The sequence below is a fragment of the Solibacillus sp. CAU 1738 genome, assembly GCF_039888725.1.
In the GTDB taxonomy this organism is placed as follows: domain Bacteria; phylum Bacillota; class Bacilli; order Bacillales_A; family Planococcaceae; genus Metasolibacillus.
Genome location: NZ_JBDQQN010000001.1, coordinates 470,660 through 487,308 on the forward strand (window position 1 = coordinate 470,660; position 16,649 = coordinate 487,308).

Below are 16,649 nucleotides of genomic sequence, written 5' to 3' on the forward strand. Positions count from 1 at the left end.
GTTTTTTGAATTCAAGCTCTTTTTGATATTCGGGTGAAGGTATGATTACACTTGTGTTTTATTGCTCTTTTTTCTAAACGACTATTATGATGAAAGTAGAAGAGGATATTTCAACTAAAAAATAGAATATATGTTAATTAGATCAATAAAGGGAGGTTACATATGGAGGAGTTGCAAGTTTTATATTTAGATAAAGTATCGTTTCATTTGATAGAGAAACATAACTTCCAATGGCTTAAAACTTTTGGAGAAGTATTCACTGTATTTGCTGAACAAGATTCAGGGAATATATGTTTCGGTGTAGAAAAAGATGGTATGAAAAAGTTTGTAAAATATGCTGGGGCGAAGACGAAAGAATATTCAGGACAACCTGAAGATGCAGTAGCAAGGTTAAAAAATTCAGTTCCTATTTATAAAGATTTACAACATAAACACTTAGTAGATCTACTTGACCATTTAGAGGTTGAGAAAGGATATGCGTTAGTTTTTGATTGGTTTGATGGCGAATGTCTTCATTCCCATTGGTCTTTTCCTCCGCCACATAAATATACGCACCCTGATTCTCCTTTTTTCCGATATAAACAGTTACCGATTGAAAAACGTTTAGAATCATTTAATAGTATATTAGAATTCCATGTAAATATGGAACAAAATAATTATGTAGCTGTTGACTTTTATGATGGGAGTATTTTATATGATTTCGAAAATAGTGTAACAAAGATTTGCGACATTGATTTTTATAAGAAAAAACCATTTATAAATACAATGGGAAGGCTTTGGGGTTCATCAAGATTTATGTCACCAGAGGAATTTGAATTAGGTGCTGAAATTGATGAAAGAACGAATGTATTTAACATGGGAGCAATAGCTTTTGGGCTGTTAGGCGGAGAACTCGATCGTTCAATTATAAAATGGGATGCGGGGCAAGAGCTTTATGAAGTAGCTATAAAGGCTGTAAAAATAGAGAAAGAGGAACGATATTCTTCAGTAGAAGAATTATTCAGAGCTTGGAAGTCAGCATCGAAAATATATTAAGTGATGATACATACGTAATGGTAGAGAAAATAAAATAGCTGTTTACGGAGGTATTAAAACATGAGGTCATTTCGAGAGTTTCTAGATTACTATTTGAATATATGGAGAGAGTCATCTTTAATAGATTTGAAAAATATTATTTCTTCAGATTATAAAGCAAGAGAAATAAGCAATGGGGTAGTTGATGATTTCGGCTTTACAGAATCTATTTTAGGTTGGGAGCAGGGCTTTAATTATGCAATCGAAAATAAGGCGAAGTGGGATATTCAAGAACTGGCTATTATCCCTTTAAAAGATGATGAAAAAATGGTCATTCTATCCGCTACGATGATTATTGATAATAAAAGCTTAGATTCAGCGAATATATTTTTTCAAACATTTAAGCGCAATACCGATAATAACTGGAAATTAGTAAGAAGCTATATTGAAGCTGGCATTTCAACTTCAAATATAGCTGAAATTAATTTTTTTAAGTAGCCATATTTCATCAATCGAAGGCAGAAAATACATCAAACAGGAGGAAACTATGAAACCTATTTTTGCAAACTGGGGAGGGCATAATGTGAAACTAACATGGATGCCTCAAATGAAAATAAGTGAGTCTACAACTATTACAAGTGTTCATGCAGTATGTATTCAGGACAGTAAAGTATTATTAACCCATATTCAAAATAGAGGCTTTAATTACTTGGGGGGACATTTAGATGAGGGAGAAAGCCTAGAGGAAGCGATTGTTCGAGAAGTATATGAAGAGGGTTACGTGAGGGGAACGATAAAATACATAGGTGCTATTGAAGTGAGTCATGAAGAAAACTCTAAATTTGATCCAAATGGAAAATATCCATTAATTGCATATCAAGCGTTTTTTAGAATGGATATTACGGAATGCTTACCTTTTCTCCGTGAACATGAATCAATTACGCGCATTTGGGTTGAGCCGACAGAAGTCCCATATATCCTTGATGATCATGAATTATCGACAATCATCTTGAAGGACGCAATAGCGCTGAGTTAAGGCTCCTGTGGTTATTCAGGACATATAGGTTGTAGAAATACACTAGAGTGAATTTCTTTATGTACTATTCGCAAATCCGCATGCAGCTAAAAAAGAGCTTATCTCGCATTAGCGAAATACGCTCCTAGTCATTCTAGAATTGTAGATGCTTTTCGATATAAGATTTAACTTCTGAAATAGGCATGCAAAAAGAAGTGCTCCTGCGGTTGTCGTGCTAAAGCACCACAATCCTCGTCGCAAACACGCATGCATCAATAGAAAAGGACTTGGCTCACATTGTGAACCAAGTCCCTAGTACTACTAGAATTGCAAATGTTTCTCGATATAAGCTTTAACTTCTGAAATAGGCATGCGTGTTTGCTCCATACTATCTCTATGGCGGACTGTTACTTGGCCGTCTTCTTTTGAGTCGAAGTCGTATGTGATACAGAATGGTGTGCCGATTTCGTCTTGGCGGCGGTAGCGTTTACCGATTGATTGAGACTCGTCAAAATCAACTGGGAATGCTTTGCGTAATTCAGCCCATACATCGCCAGCTTCTTCACTTAGTTTTTTAGAAAGTGGAAGAACAGCTGCTTTGAAAGGTGCTAGTGCAGGGTGGAAGCGTAAAACTGTACGCTTGTCATCGCCTTCAAGCACTTCTTCGTCATAAGCATCACATAGGAATGCAAGTGTAACACGGTCTGCACCTAATGATGGTTCGATACAGTATGGCACATATCGTTCATTCGTAATTGGGTCAATATACGTGAAGTCTTCACCAGAGTGATCCATATGTTGTTTTAAGTCGTAGTCTGTACGGTCAGCGATACCCCAAAGCTCGCCCCAACCGAATGGGAAGCGGAACTCGATATCAGTTGTTGCATTTGAGTAATGAGATAACTCATCATCTTCGTGATCACGTAAGCGCATAGATTCTTGTTTCATACCTAGGTTTAATAACCAGTCTTTACAGAAGTTTTTCCAGTATGTGTGCCACTCAAGGTCTTCACCTGGCTTACAGAAGAATTCAAGCTCCATTTGTTCGAATTCACGTGTACGGAATGTGAAGTTACCAGGAGTGATTTCGTTACGGAACGATTTACCAACTTGTGCTATACCAAATGGTGTACGTTTACGCATTGAACGTTGAACATTTTTAAAGTTAACGAAAATACCTTGAGCTGTTTCAGGGCGTAAATAAATTTCATTCGATGAAGATTCTGTTACACCTTGGTGTGTTTTGAACATTAAGTTGAATTGACGGATGTCAGTAAAATCTACTTTACCGCAATCTGGACAAGCAACTTCAAGCTCCTCCATTTTTGCTTTCATTTGATCAAAGCTCATACCATCAACGATAATTTCTTTACCTGTTTTTTCAAGTGATGCATCTTCAATTAATTTATCTGCACGGTGACGCGCTTTACATGCTTTACAGTCGATCATCGGGTCGTTGAAGTTACCTACGTGACCTGATGCTACCCATGCTTTTGGATTCATTAAAATAGCTGCATCTAAGCCTACATTATGCTCAGATTCTTGCACAAATTTTTGCCACCAAGCTTTTTTTACGTTGTTTTTTAGCTCTACACCTAGCGGACCGTAATCCCAAGTGTTTGCAAGACCACCGTAAATTTCAGAGCCTGGGAAGACAAATCCACGATGCTTCGCTAATGATACGATTGTTTCCATTGATTTTTGTGTCATGAAAAATTCCTCCTATTTGTATGCCTCGGCAGAATGAATATAAAAAAGCATCCATCTCCGGGCGTATGATGCCCGGGGACGAATGCTGTAGTGACAGATCCGCGGTTCCACCCCGATTGCTCAAACAAATAAGTTTGAACCTCTTTTAAAAAGTTAGCTCCCGAGTGCCGTTTCTCTTTTCGATGTAGGCTTTCACCAGATCCTACTCGCTTTATATGAAAAGATACTTATTTCTCGTTCATCGCTTTAGTATTAATGTCAGTTGTACATTATAAATTATTCTATGTCAATATTGTAGCATGCAGTTGTTTTCTTCGCAATATCGAATGAAATAGTATATAATAATAACCGAAACAGTATAACACTATTTAAAGCGGGTGAGTCAAATCGAACTCAATAAACGTCAAGACGCTATTTTACAAATTGTAAAAGAAAATGGTCCTATAACAGGTGAGCAAATTGCCGAGCGTTTAAATTTAACAAGGGCTACATTGCGACCTGATTTAGCCATCTTAACAATGGCTGGCTTTTTAGACGCAAGACCACGAGTAGGGTATTTTTACGCTGGCAAGAAATCAGTAGTATCCTTAACAGAGTCTATGATGAATTTAAAAGTAAAGGATTTTCAATCAATGCCAGTCGTCGTTTCGGAAAATATGACTGTGTACGATGCAATTTGTCATATGTTTTTAGAGGACGTTGGTACATTATTCGTGGCTGATAAAAATAATCATCTACTAGGGGTTCTTTCTCGGAAAGATTTACTGCGTACTAGTATCGGGTCTCAAGATTTAAATAAAATCCCTGTACATATTATTATGACACGTATGCCTAATATCGCGTATTGTTCGAAAGCAGAATCTCTAATATTTGCAGCCAAAAAGTTAATAGAACGTGAAATTGATTCATTGCCTGTCGTAAACGAAACTGAAACAGGATTAGAAATTGTCGGTCGGTTAACGAAAACAAATATTACAAAAGCTTTTATTTCCTTAGCAGAAACACATGAACTGTAGGTGAATGAAGTGAAAAAACTACGGATTTTTGTCGTGTCTGACTCAGTAGGTGAAACAGGAGAACTAGCAGCTAGAGCTGTTGTTAGTCAATTTAGACCGAATTTTGATAATGTATTCATTCAACGTTTTCCTCATATAAATTCGATTGATCATATTGAAAAAATCGTACATATGGCGAAAAATCAAAAAGCAGCTATTATATACACGCTAGTTGAAAAAGAGATGCGTAAAGCAATTTATTCTTTAAGTGTTGAAAATAATATAGCGGCGATTGATTTACTAGGGCCAATGATGGATTTAATCCAACGCTCAGTAAATGAACAGCCACTAGAACGACCTGGAATCGTTCACAGATTAGATGAAGATTATTTCAAAAAAATTGAAGCGATTGAATTCGCTGTGAAATATGATGACGGACGAGATCCTCGTGGTATTATACTAGCAGATATCGTATTGATTGGTGTATCAAGAACATCGAAAACACCACTGTCACAATATTTAGCGCATAAAAGTTTAAAAGTTGCTAATGTGCCGCTTGTACCAGAAATTGTACCGCCTGCGGAACTTTTTAAAGTTGATCCGAAAAAATGCTTCGGACTTGTCATCTCACCGGATAAACTAAATAGTATTCGTAAAGAGCGGTTAAAAACACTTGGGCTAAGTGATAGTGCTATTTATGCGCAGCATAATCGTATAGAACAAGAAATAGAGTATTTTAATGCAATTGCTAATCGAATTGGCTGTGAAGTAATTGACGTGACAAATAAAGCAGTAGAAGAAACTGCGAATGTCATTCTTGAAAAAGTACAATGCAATCTATAGCCGCCTCTGTCTAAAGGAGGAGGTTTTTTTCTCTTTTTTATGAAAAAAGTATGGATAAATATGACCCGTTGTTTTATAATAATAAAATTGTGGTAAAAATATTCTTAAAGAGAGTATTTGTGAAAAAAAACTCAATTTTTTGTCGTAAAATAGAGGGATTTTAAAATAAATCTCGAAATGTGTATTTTAGTAACTGAAGATGGTGATAGAATGACTGGGAAAATACCTGAACAATTGATTGAACAGATTCGTTCGCAGTCTGATATAGTCGATGTGATAAGCGATTATATGCAGTTAACTAAGAGAGGACGTAACTGGTTTGGCTTATGTCCATTTCATGGTGAGCAAACACCCTCTTTTTCCGTGTCACAAGATAAACAAATCTTTCATTGCTTTGGATGCGGTGCAGGAGGAAATGCCATAACATTTATTATGGATATTGAAAACATATCATTTCCTGATGCAGTCGTGAAACTCGGAGAACGAGTTGGCGTCCCTATAGATGTACAGCTAACGCCTAGTGCACTACCTGCAAAGCCTGTTTCAAAAGCTGAAATGAAAATGCGTGAGGCACATGAGTTCGCTGTTGAATTTTATCATCATCTATTGATAAATACAGAAGATGGGGAAGAAGCCTTACAGTATTTGTTAAATCGAGGTTTTACACGAGAGCAAATTGAAGTGCATAAAATTGGTTGGGCGCTCCCTGCTTGGGATACGCTATCAGTACTCCTTGAACGTAAAGGCTTTTCTTTAGAAGAAATGGCAGAATGCGGTCTCGTTATTCATAAGGAAAGTGACGATTCTTATTTTGACCGTTTTAGAGGACGAATTATGTTTCCAATTCGTGATGAAAATGGGAAGGTAATTGCCTTTTCAGGGCGAATTTTAAATAGTAACGCTGATGAAGCAAAATATTTAAATAGTCCTGAATCACCAATTTTCCATAAGAGCCAAGTTTTATACAATTTAGATAAAGCAAGGGCCGCGATTCGAAAGACACGTCAAGTTGTGTTAATGGAAGGTTTTGTCGATGCACTCGCTGCTAGTAATGCAGGCGTTGTCAATGCCGTTGCAACAATGGGTACGTCGCTCACGCCACAGCATATCCAAAAGCTCAAACGCTTAGTGGAGCAAGTTACGATTTGCTATGATGGGGATAATGCTGGTATGGACGGGGCGAAACGTTCCGCAGAGTTGTTAAAGGCTGAACGCATTAAGGTAGAGGTTGCCGTTTTACCGGACAAGCTAGATCCAGACGATTACATTAGACAATACGGTGCTGAGGCATTTAAAAGTAATATTATTGAAAAGCCCCATGCTCTCATTGCTTTTATGATGATGCATGCAAGACGTAACAAAAATTTTCAATTTGAAAATGATGTGCTGCAATATATCCAAGAAGTTTTAGAGCACCTTGTTGGTACGTCTTCACCAATCGAACGCGATTTATATATAAAACAGCTTGCTAGCGAAACGAATATTTCGCAAGATGCAATTTATGCACAATATCGTAAGCTTGAAGCGGATCAAGTAAAGCAAATTAAGCGTGAGCAACCGCGTGAACGAGAGTTTGTCGAACAAAAGCAACATAGACAACCGTTAACAGCAACTGAGCGCGCGGAACGTCTATTGTTGTCACATATGCTCCATAGTGTGCATATCGTCGACAAAATAATGCAAAGTGGTGAACAACCCTTTGTTCGGGATGAATACACGGCAGTGTTTATCCGGTTAATTGGTTTCTATGAAGAGTATAGTACAGCAGATTATCAACGCTTTGTCGAAGTACTAGACGACGCGGAGCTGAGGAAAATCGTCATGGAGGCAGCGCTTGTCGAGCGTGATCCAGATCATGCTGAAGCAGAAATTGCAGATTGCTTAAAGCATATTAAAAAGCATCGCATTCAAATGGAGATTGACACATTATGTCATGATCAAAAAGAAGCGGAAAAAATGCATGAATATAAGCGGGCCATGGAAATCATGCAGCGCATTATTCATTTAAGAAGGTCAATAACAGCGATGTAACCCCGAGTTGGTTGTTAGAAGGAGGAAGGTTTATGGCGGACAAGTCAGAACGTTCGAAAGAAACAGTAAATGAGCTTGCTTTAGAAGAGGTAAAAAAACTTCTTCAAGCAAAAGCAAAAACAGAAGGCGAAATTTCTATGAAAGAGATTTCAGATAAATTGGCCCCATACGAATTGGAAAATGAAGAGGTTTTCCACTTTGCCGAAAATATTGAAAGTACATTAAGTATTACAGTAGAAGGTAAAGAGGAGTTTGAGGAGGATGCATTATCGAAGCAAGAAGCTAGTGATGAAGCATTCGATTTAAATGATTTAAGTGTACCACCTGGCGTTAAAATAAATGACCCAGTACGTATGTATTTAAAAGAAATCGGCCGAGTAGACTTACTTTCTGCAGAAGAAGAAATTCGTCTAGCAGAGCGTATTGAGCAAGGAGACGAAGAAGCGCGTAAACGTTTAGCAGAAGCAAATTTACGTCTTGTAGTTTCTATTGCAAAGCGTTATGTAGGTCGCGGTATGCTATTCCTAGATTTAATTCAAGAGGGGAATATGGGTCTTATTAAGGCGGTTGAAAAGTTCGACCACCGTAAAGGATTCAAATTCTCAACTTATGCAACTTGGTGGATTCGTCAAGCGATTACACGTGCAATTGCTGACCAAGCGCGTACAATTCGTATCCCAGTGCATATGGTTGAAACAATTAATAAGTTAATCCGTGTTCAACGTCAGTTGTTACAAGATTTAGGACGTGAACCTTCACCAGAAGAAATTGGGGAAGAAATGGATTTAACACCTGAAAAAGTGCGTGAAATCTTAAAAATCGCACAAGAGCCTGTTTCACTTGAAACGCCGATCGGGGAAGAAGATGATTCGCACTTAGGAGACTTCATCGAGGACTCGGAAGCGCAATCACCATCTGATCATGCAGCTTATGAATTATTAAAAGAACAATTAGAAGATGTCCTAGATACATTAACAGATCGAGAAGAAAACGTATTGCGTCTTCGTTTCGGTTTAGATGATGGTCGTACACGTACGTTAGAAGAAGTAGGGAAAGTATTTGGCGTAACGCGCGAGCGTATTCGTCAAATCGAGGCAAAAGCATTACGCAAATTACGCCACCCGTCTCGCTCTAAACGTTTAAAAGACTTCCTTGAATAATATATTAAGCATTCCGGCTATCGCTGGAATGCTTATTTTTTATTGATATAGTCAAATAAAATGCATGATGATGATACTTTTTACGGATGTATAATTAAAGCATTTTTATTATTATAGTTATATACATAATTAAACAGTTGTGGAGATAACCATATGTCAAATCAGAAAAAGCAAATCATCTTAAATGAAATTACATTTTGGAAAAAAAACAAACTATTACCTGATCATTATTGTGATTTTTTATTGACGCTTTATACAGAAGGAAATAACGAAAATGAAGAATTAAAAGGTAATGCATCACAAGCAATTAAGGTGAAAGAGAAACGAAAAAATATTAGCTTGTACTTAATTGTTCCGGTAGTTGCCATTTTTTTAGTTGTACTATTATTTACATTAAATTCGGTGTGGTTGATTGCTGCTATTGCAGGAGCCGTTGCTATCGCATGCCTAGTAGGAGCGTTTTATTTTGCTAAGAAAAATCAGCTATTAACGCCAATATTGCATGTAAGTGCTGCACTTTTGTTTTTAGCAGTAAGCGTACAAATATGTTTAACGTATTACCCGGAAAATAATGCAGTACTATACGGAGCATTAGCTGCAAACTGTGTCATGTGGTTAGTATCCGGACTGAAACTAAAAATCTCTTATTTCACAGTTTCAGGTGGATTAGGTATTGTTGCTATAGTCGTTTTTGGTTTTGTAAAAATGTAAAAATAAAACTGTCTAAAAGTAGCTAGAAAACTTTTAGACAGTTTTTTATTTTGTTATCTAAAAAAAGTAGTATAACGTATTTTTCTGTCGTTTTTAAATGAGTTAATTTCATAAATAGTTATGTTATTAAAAAATACGAGTATACTTAAGAGCAGAAGTTGGTGAATGTATATATCGGCTACGCCCGCGGAAGGCATCTACCAGAAGCGTAATAGCAGGAATAATAATATTATATTGTTCAATTAAATTCGTAATAATTATTGATAAAAAAAATAATTATATTGAACAAAATAAATTTAAATTCATGAAAAAATAATATTCCTATAAAGTAATATAGCATAATTGCTTAAATAGGCTCACTGAAGATATTTTCTCTTATGTACGCTTAAATTCTGTTAAAATACGATATTTTCTATTAGAATGAAAGTTGTAAGACAATGTCAAAAAAAGGGGTGGGCATTATGTACTTTGATTTAACAGATGAGCAGGCGATGATCAAAAAAACAATGAAGGAATTTGCTAATGAGGAAGTAGCTCCAGGGGCAATTGAGCGCGACCGAACGAAAGCGTTCCCAGTAAATATTTTCAAACAGTTATCACAGATGGGAATGATGGGTTTACCTTTTCCAGAGGCTTACGGTGGTGCAGGAGCGGATACTATAAGCTTTGCTATCGTAACAGAAGAGCTGAGCCGCGTTTGTGCATCAACTGGAATCACGTATTCTGCACATATTTCACTTGGTGGCGCACCGCTGCATTTATTTGGTACTGAGGAGCAAAAGCAACGTTATTTAGTACCCATTTGTACAGGGGAATCATTCGGAGCATTTGGTTTAACTGAAGCAAATGCAGGATCTGATGCAGGAGGAACGGAAACTAGAGCCGTGTTAGCTAATGGTAAATTCACAATTAATGGATCTAAAGTATTTATCACAAATGCTAGCTATGCAAAGCACTTAGCATTAACAGCAATTACATCATTGCACGATAGTAACAAAGAAATTAGCGCGATTATTGTTCCGACAAATGCACAAGGGTTTACTATCAAAAGTGAATACGAAAAAATGGGTTTAAATGCTTCGAACACTACAGAGCTAATTCTTGAAAATGTCGAGGTACCTGAAGAAAACTTACTAGGTGTGCGAGGGAACGGCTTTAAACAGTTTTTAACAACTTTAGACGGAGGTCGCATCGGCATTGCAGCGATGGCTGTAGGTATTGCACAAGGCGCGATGGATAAAGCTTTACAATATGCTAAGGAGCGAAAACAATTTGGACATCCACTAGCACATTTCCAAGCAATTCAATTTAAGTTAGCAGATATGGCAGTGAAAATCGACATTGCTCGTAATTATGTGTATAAGGCAGCTTGGTTAAAAGATCAAGGTCGTGCGTTTAGTAAGGAAGCGGCCATTGCTAAATATTACGCATCAGAAATGGCAATGGAAGTTTGTGATGAAGCGATTCAAATTCATGGTGGATACGGCTATATGCGTGAATACGAAGTCGAGCGCTATATGCGAGATGCGAAATTGCTCGAAATCGGGGAAGGTACTTCTGAAATACAAAAACTTGTTATCGCAAGATATATTTTGAAAAGCTGACATATAAATGTCGAATTTGTTACAAACAAGGTAAAACTTATACTTTAGGGCTTTTCGTTTTGCCATTAATGCAGTACAATTACATTTGTTGACTAGATTCTATATTTATAGAAATAGACTAAATATATGGAGGAGGGTAACATATGAAAAACAATCCTATTATTCCTTACATCTTAATTATGGCATTCGGTATCGGACTTATTTTCTTTATGTCATTAAATGGTGCAGGAAAAAACAAAGAAGAAGCACAAAATGGCGAAACTGGTGGAGCTACTCAAGAAATCAACGGAGAAGCAATCGTACAAAAATCTTGTATTGGTTGTCACGGTGGTGACTTAACTGGCGGTATGGGTCCAGATTTAACTAAGGGTCTTGACGCTGAACATGTTAAAACAGTAGTAATGAAGGGTCAAGGTGGAATGCCAGCTGTTGTTACAAACGAAGCGGAAGCTCAAGCTGTTGCTGATTATATTTCAAGCTTAAAATAATCAATTTTAATAAATCCTTAGTTGTTTAGGCGACTAAGGGTTTATTTTTTTATATAATACATATGAGAACTAGTAGAAATGAGGAATATAATGAACGCACAAAAACTTTCAAAACGATTAGAAACGGTAGCATCATTTGTACCAACAGGTGCTGTAGTTGCTGATATTGGTAGTGACCATGCCTATTTACCGTGCTATTTAGTACATAAAGGAATGGTAAAGCGCGCAGTAGCTGGTGAAGTGGTGAAAGGCCCTTATGAATCGGCAGTTCGCCAAGTGCGCACTGAAGGTTTAACGAACAGTATTACCGTGCGTATGGCAGATGGATTAGCAGCGATAGAAGAAAGCGATCATATTGATACTGTAACAATTGCTGGTATGGGTGGTCCTTTAATAGTGTCGATTTTAGAAAAGCATCCTGAAGCACTGAAATCTGTTACACGTTTAATTTTACAGCCAAATATTCATGCAAAAGTTATTCGTGAATGGGCATTAGCGCACGGCTGGGCAATACTTGACGAAGCAATTTTAGAAGAAGACGAAAAAATTTACGAAGTGCTAGTACTACAACGTGGCAATATGACGTTGTCAGAAGCTGAAATACTTTTAGGAAATAAATTAATCGCGAAGCGTTCAGAAATTTTTATTAAAAAGTGGGGACATGAACTTGAAAATTGGCGACGTATATTGAAGTCAATTGAAAAAGCAGATGCTACAAGTGAAATTGAAGCAAAACGTGCCGAACTAAAAGCTCTAATTGCCCTAGTAGAAGGAGCGATTAATGAATGAAATCCGTAAATGGTCATGAAATCATTCAAATATTTGAAAGCTGGTCACCTAAAAAACTAGCATGTATGCCGAATGATCCAATCGGTTTAGCAATAGGTACTTTAAATAAAAGCGTATCAAAAGTTTTAGTTACACTGGACGTTACTGATGCAGTAGTAGAAGAAGCAATAGCGCAAGGCTGTGAGTTAATTATTGCGCATCATCCGCCGATTTTTCGCAAGCTAAGCAATTTGCGTACGGACAATCCAGCAGGGCAGTTATATGAAAAATGTCTTAAAAATGATATTGCTGTTTATGCAGCACATACGAATTTAGATGTTGCAGCTGGTGGAGTGAATGATTTATTAGCTGATGCATTGCAACTTGAAAATCGTCAAATTTTAGAACATACGTATAGTGAGCAAATGATGAAGCTAGCAGTATTTGTACCAAATGACTATGCAAATACTGTGCGTGCTGCATTAGCAACTGCAGGGGCAGGTCAGATTGGTAATTACGATACGTGCAGCTATACTGTAGAAGGGGAAGGGCGTTTTCGTGCGTTAGAAGGAGCAAATCCTTTTATCGGTAAATTAGGAGAAGTGATTGTTGAACCTGAGCAAAAAATCGAAGTTATTTTCCCAAGCTCACAAAAAAATCGTATATTGAAGGCGATGTTAAAGGCTCATCCATACGAGGAACCTGCATATGATGTGTTCGAACTAGCTCTAACTACGAATGAAGCAGGCTTAGGCCGTATTGGTACATTATTAGAGCCGATGACATTACAGCAATTTGCTGAGTTTGTAAAAGTTCAATTAGATGTGCCATTTGTACGAGTTGTAGGATCACTAGATCAAGTTGTTTCAAAAGTAGCCGTAATTGGTGGTGACGGTAATAATTACATTCATACAGTAAAAAGAGCAGGGGCAGACGTCTTTGTAACGGGGGATATCGGCTTCCATATGGCACAAGATGCTGAAGTAAATGGTCTGAACATTATTGACCCTGGCCATCACGTAGAGAAGGTAATGATACAAGGTGTAGCTCGGAAAATGAAGGCTTTATGCGCGGATAAAAAACTTCCAGTCGAGTTTATCGAATCCACTATTCATACAGAGCCGTTCAAATTTATATAAGTACTACATTTACACATCATTCTCTCATGAAAAAGGGGTAATAGAATATGGATAATAACGGTAAAGTGTGGATAGTAATTGGTGGAGTAATTGCGGTAATAGGACTTGTATTTACGATAGCAATCGGTATATTAAACGATAAGCAAATAAAAAATCTAGTTACTTCATGTGAAAATGATGGTGGCGAGGCAGTCGTAAAAGAAAGCGGCTTTATTTTTACTACATCTTATGAGTTTAAGTGCAACCGATAAAAGTATATGACAAGCATATACAATATTATATAAGAGGGCTAGGTTTGCGTTATTTGCAGGCCTAGCCCTTTCAGTGTAATTTAGGTTGCAACCCAATCTTTGATGTACCAAGTCGTTCTTGCATTTGTTTCATGAAGCCTAAAATTTGTTCTTTTTTTAGTGTATTTATCTAATACCCGGAATTATTTATCTAAAGAAGTTTTCGTAAACTTTGTTGTTTTCCAATTGTGAATTGGAGTCCTCAAGTATAAAATGTAAAGAAATCTTTACAAAAATAAATTCTTATGATACAAATAATGTAAAGTAATCTTTACATTTTAGGCGGTGAAATAAATGCCTGTTAATAACAGCATAAGGAACATCAGGAAGGAAAGATGTATTAAGCAGCTGCAAATGGCAGAAGATTTGCAAGTGACACGTCAAACTTTAACTGCTATCGAAAGTTGCAAATATAATCCGAGTTTAGAACTCGCTTTAAAAATAGCAAAATACTTCAATCTTACTGTAGAGGAAATCTTTATTTTAGAAGAGGAGGAAATAAAATGAAAATGCAAATACAAAAGTGGAATTTGGCTTTTGTCGCAGTTAGTACAGTTATTGGTGGATTATTGGGCCAAACAATTATTTATAGCATCAAAGGAGAATTTAGTTTTAGTGTCATACTTGGCTTCTTGACAGGTGCAACTATACTAATCGTTATCAATATCATTAAGATATATCTAAAAAAGGATAAAACGCCTGATATAGATGAACGAACAAGAAATAATGTGCTAAATTTTCTTGTATTTTCATCAAATATATTTTTAGGACTTCTCTTTGTCGCACTTAGCATTATTAGTATCATAGGTATGGAAAGCATAGCGATTAAAAACTTATGGATAATAATGATTGCCTATTTATGGATTATTGGAATTGGAGCATTCATCGTAAGGCGTAGATAGTGAGATTACAAAAATAAACGTATTCCAAATTTCCTCGGATACGTTTATTGTTTATTTTGATCAAGTTAAACAGAGCTTTACATTAAAAAAAGGCTAGAGGGTTATTGACGTTAAAATTATGCCAATGTCATCTTGTATAATGATATTTCAAAAGTTGTTTTATTTGATTACCAAAGATGTTTCTTCAACATATTAAATAGACGCTGCTGAGGAAGCTGCTGCGTTATCAGCCTTCACGCAATCAATAGCAACAACAAGTGCAATCATAATAGTTTCCATTTCTTCATTTATTATTTGTACTTTGTAGCTGTCACCCCAAGTGAACCACTCTTTACTCACTGTGCCAATGACTTCCCCATACTGTAAAACTTGAAAATTCATATCCCACCAGTTACCTTGTACTTCAATACTTGCCGCATCAATCGTATAGCGTGCTTTAAAGAAAGAAAACTCCTTCTTTATCGTTAACACCTCTCGACCATTCACTTCAACAAAAAACTTTGGTAAAAAGCTGAATATCTTTTTCGTAATAAGCGCAACTTCATCTCTCTTATTATTCAGAATGGAGAAGGTTTTAGGAATTTGCATAAAACTTCCTTCTACGAAATATACATCTTTCTCCTGTTGGTCCTTTACGGTAAATTTCCCACTTATACTAAACACCTTTTGCTTAATATAAAGTTGTTTCATAAAATTACCTCCTTCATATGTTTCAAAACCCAAAATACGGTTTACAAGATAAGCAAAGTCATTTATTTAGATATAGTATATCTATTTAAAATTTCATGAATTAATTAAAATGTATCATTCAATTGGGGCTGATATTTTTCAACCAGCTGATTTAACCACTCACTTGGAAATTCATCCTGATTCAATGTATTTAATATTGTAATGAAAGCCTTCATTGCTTTTTCGTAATGATTTTGAGATAGGATGTCATTTGAATAGGCAAAATGGAATTCGTCCATATCCAGTACTTTGTAGGAGCCATCGCGTTTTACTGAAATATCCAAAAAGATATCATGCACGCAGTATATATTTTCTTCAATTTCCTCAATATCTACAATATCAATTAACCACCAGCTATACTTTTTTTTATGGCCTAAAGAGAACTGCAATCCACTTTCGATACAATAGATAATAATAAAATAATCGTTAGACTTTTGGGGGGATATTTCTATTAATGTATTATCACCATGTTGAAAAAATTGATTTTTAGCTTCCTCTTTACAACGTTTTAATTTCATTTCTAGCGTTTGTTTTTTTATGTATTCAGAGTTTTTTTGGATAGTAGGAGTATAAGTTATTTCGCAATGTTCTCTCCCAATATGATTCCAAAAAATCTTGATGTTTTTATTAATGGGAATCACTTCCTTTAGTCATATGAATTTTTTAAGCTCTATTAAAACAAAAGTTTCACGGGGCACCCATCCATTTTTTCCTGAATCGTTCATGAGACTTTCATTTTGCCTAATAGCTTCATCAATGGAAACCCATTTCGGTGTAAATTGTTGAATGTATTCATAGTCATCTAATTGTTGAGTTATTTTCTCTTCATTCATTAATTCACAAAGATAATAATGCGATCTCATTTGGAATAAGGTATTCTCGGAATATTCGTCCATTTTCATTTCACATATGTATCCTATTTTGTTATGAACTTGGCAATTTATGTAACCAGTTTCTTCTTTTACCTCACGAATAAGTGCTTCACAATGACTTTCTTTTTCCTCAATACCACCGCCTGGAAATTTATAATCACCTTTATTTGAATGAATTAAAAGAATTTTATCGTTTTTTACAATAATGGCTCTAACTGCTTCCCTTATTTTAGTATTGTTATAATTAGTAATATTTGCTGCTTCTACTATTTTGGAGAATTTCATTTACTCACTTCCTTTTTGATACATTTTACCATAATTTGTTTTTACAACTTGTTATACGGATAAAAGTAGAAAAAGTTCCTAAAATAGAAAAAT

General features: G+C 36.1%; 19 protein-coding genes. 15 read left to right on the forward strand and 4 right to left on the reverse strand.

The features are described from left to right. Positions 1–162 precede the first annotated feature (162 nt). The 3 genes from AAFN87_RS02315 to AAFN87_RS02325 are packed head-to-tail and all read left to right on the forward strand — an operon-like array spanning position 163 to position 2,050. Positions 163–1,035 (forward strand): serine/threonine-protein kinase, encoded by an 873-nt coding sequence (locus tag AAFN87_RS02315; protein ID WP_347789372.1) that lies wholly within the window; start codon positions 163–165, stop codon positions 1,033–1,035. A 60-nt stretch (positions 1,036–1,095) separates the two neighbouring features. Then, positions 1,096–1,512, forward strand: a complete 417-nt coding sequence (locus AAFN87_RS02320; protein WP_347789373.1) for a flavoprotein — start codon at positions 1,096–1,098, stop codon at positions 1,510–1,512. Positions 1,513–1,561: 49 nt separating this feature from the next. Then, the gene (locus tag AAFN87_RS02325; protein WP_347789374.1) at positions 1,562–2,050 is read left to right on the forward strand and encodes an NUDIX hydrolase; all 489 of its coding nucleotides are present in this window, start codon (positions 1,562–1,564) and stop codon (positions 2,048–2,050) included. A gap of 300 nt (positions 2,051–2,350) precedes the next feature. Here the strand turns inward: AAFN87_RS02325 and AAFN87_RS02330 are convergent, their stop codons facing one another. After that, positions 2,351–3,739, reverse strand: a complete 1,389-nt coding sequence (locus AAFN87_RS02330) for a glycine--tRNA ligase (RefSeq protein ID WP_347789375.1) — start codon at positions 3,737–3,739, stop codon at positions 2,351–2,353. Positions 3,740–4,116: 377 nt separating this feature from the next. Here AAFN87_RS02330 and ccpN point away from each other — a divergent pair, with 377 nt between their 5' ends. The 12 genes from ccpN to AAFN87_RS02390 all read left to right on the forward strand — a co-directional run bounded on the left by ccpN (position 4,117) and on the right by AAFN87_RS02390 (position 14,670). Continuing rightward, positions 4,117–4,755 carry a transcriptional regulator CcpN gene (ccpN, locus tag AAFN87_RS02335; RefSeq protein WP_347789376.1) on the forward strand — a complete coding sequence of 213 codons (639 nt, stop codon included), beginning with the start codon at positions 4,117–4,119 and terminating at the stop codon, positions 4,753–4,755. A 9-nt stretch (positions 4,756–4,764) separates the two neighbouring features. Beyond that, the gene (locus AAFN87_RS02340; RefSeq protein WP_347789377.1) at positions 4,765–5,577 is read left to right on the forward strand and encodes a pyruvate, water dikinase regulatory protein; all 813 of its coding nucleotides are present in this window, start codon (positions 4,765–4,767) and stop codon (positions 5,575–5,577) included. A 210-nt stretch (positions 5,578–5,787) separates the two neighbouring features. Then, positions 5,788–7,608 (forward strand): DNA primase, encoded by a 1,821-nt coding sequence (gene dnaG, locus AAFN87_RS02345; protein WP_347789378.1) that lies wholly within the window; start codon positions 5,788–5,790, stop codon positions 7,606–7,608. A gap of 32 nt (positions 7,609–7,640) precedes the next feature. Then, the gene (gene rpoD, locus AAFN87_RS02350) at positions 7,641–8,768 is read left to right on the forward strand and encodes an RNA polymerase sigma factor RpoD (protein WP_347789379.1); all 1,128 of its coding nucleotides are present in this window, start codon (positions 7,641–7,643) and stop codon (positions 8,766–8,768) included. A gap of 153 nt (positions 8,769–8,921) precedes the next feature. Continuing rightward, positions 8,922–9,479 carry a hypothetical protein gene (locus AAFN87_RS02355; protein ID WP_347789380.1) on the forward strand — a complete coding sequence of 186 codons (558 nt, stop codon included), beginning with the start codon at positions 8,922–8,924 and terminating at the stop codon, positions 9,477–9,479. Positions 9,480–9,940: 461 nt separating this feature from the next. Then, on the forward strand, positions 9,941–11,083 hold the full coding sequence (locus AAFN87_RS02360) for an acyl-CoA dehydrogenase family protein (protein ID WP_347789381.1): 1,143 nt from the start codon (positions 9,941–9,943) through the stop codon (positions 11,081–11,083). Between the two features lie 143 nt (positions 11,084–11,226). After that, complete coding sequence (cccA, locus tag AAFN87_RS02365) at positions 11,227–11,571, forward strand: cytochrome c550 (protein WP_347789382.1); 345 nt, start codon at positions 11,227–11,229, stop codon at positions 11,569–11,571. Between the two features lie 90 nt (positions 11,572–11,661). Continuing rightward, a complete protein-coding gene (locus AAFN87_RS02370; RefSeq protein ID WP_347789383.1) occupies positions 11,662–12,360 on the forward strand; it encodes a tRNA (adenine(22)-N(1))-methyltransferase in 699 nt (232 codons plus the stop codon). Further along, positions 12,357–13,478, forward strand: coding sequence for a Nif3-like dinuclear metal center hexameric protein (locus AAFN87_RS02375; RefSeq protein ID WP_347789384.1), 1,122 nt, complete (start codon positions 12,357–12,359; stop codon positions 13,476–13,478). The genes AAFN87_RS02370 and AAFN87_RS02375 overlap by 4 nt, the downstream gene beginning before the upstream one ends. A gap of 47 nt (positions 13,479–13,525) precedes the next feature. Further along, on the forward strand, positions 13,526–13,729 hold the full coding sequence (locus AAFN87_RS02380) for a hypothetical protein (RefSeq protein ID WP_347789385.1): 204 nt from the start codon (positions 13,526–13,528) through the stop codon (positions 13,727–13,729). Positions 13,730–14,062: 333 nt separating this feature from the next. Next, positions 14,063–14,275 (forward strand): helix-turn-helix transcriptional regulator, encoded by a 213-nt coding sequence (locus AAFN87_RS02385; RefSeq protein WP_347789386.1) that lies wholly within the window; start codon positions 14,063–14,065, stop codon positions 14,273–14,275. Continuing rightward, positions 14,272–14,670 carry a hypothetical protein gene (locus AAFN87_RS02390; RefSeq protein WP_347789387.1) on the forward strand — a complete coding sequence of 133 codons (399 nt, stop codon included), beginning with the start codon at positions 14,272–14,274 and terminating at the stop codon, positions 14,668–14,670. Before AAFN87_RS02385 ends, AAFN87_RS02390 begins: the two co-directional genes overlap by 4 nt. 192 nt (positions 14,671–14,862) lie before the next feature. Here AAFN87_RS02390 and AAFN87_RS02395 read toward each other — a convergent pair whose 3' ends face one another. The 3 genes from AAFN87_RS02395 to AAFN87_RS02405 form a co-directional block, all read right to left on the reverse strand. Then, a complete protein-coding gene (locus AAFN87_RS02395) occupies positions 14,863–15,360 on the reverse strand; it encodes an LURP-one-related/scramblase family protein (RefSeq protein ID WP_347789388.1) in 498 nt (165 codons plus the stop codon). A gap of 104 nt (positions 15,361–15,464) precedes the next feature. Continuing rightward, positions 15,465–16,040, reverse strand: coding sequence for a DUF402 domain-containing protein (locus AAFN87_RS02400; RefSeq protein WP_347789389.1), 576 nt, complete (start codon positions 16,038–16,040; stop codon positions 15,465–15,467). 9 nt (positions 16,041–16,049) lie between these two features. After that, the gene (locus AAFN87_RS02405) at positions 16,050–16,556 is read right to left on the reverse strand and encodes an NUDIX domain-containing protein (RefSeq protein ID WP_347789390.1); all 507 of its coding nucleotides are present in this window, start codon (positions 16,554–16,556) and stop codon (positions 16,050–16,052) included. Between the last annotated feature and the right edge of the window lie 93 nt (positions 16,557–16,649).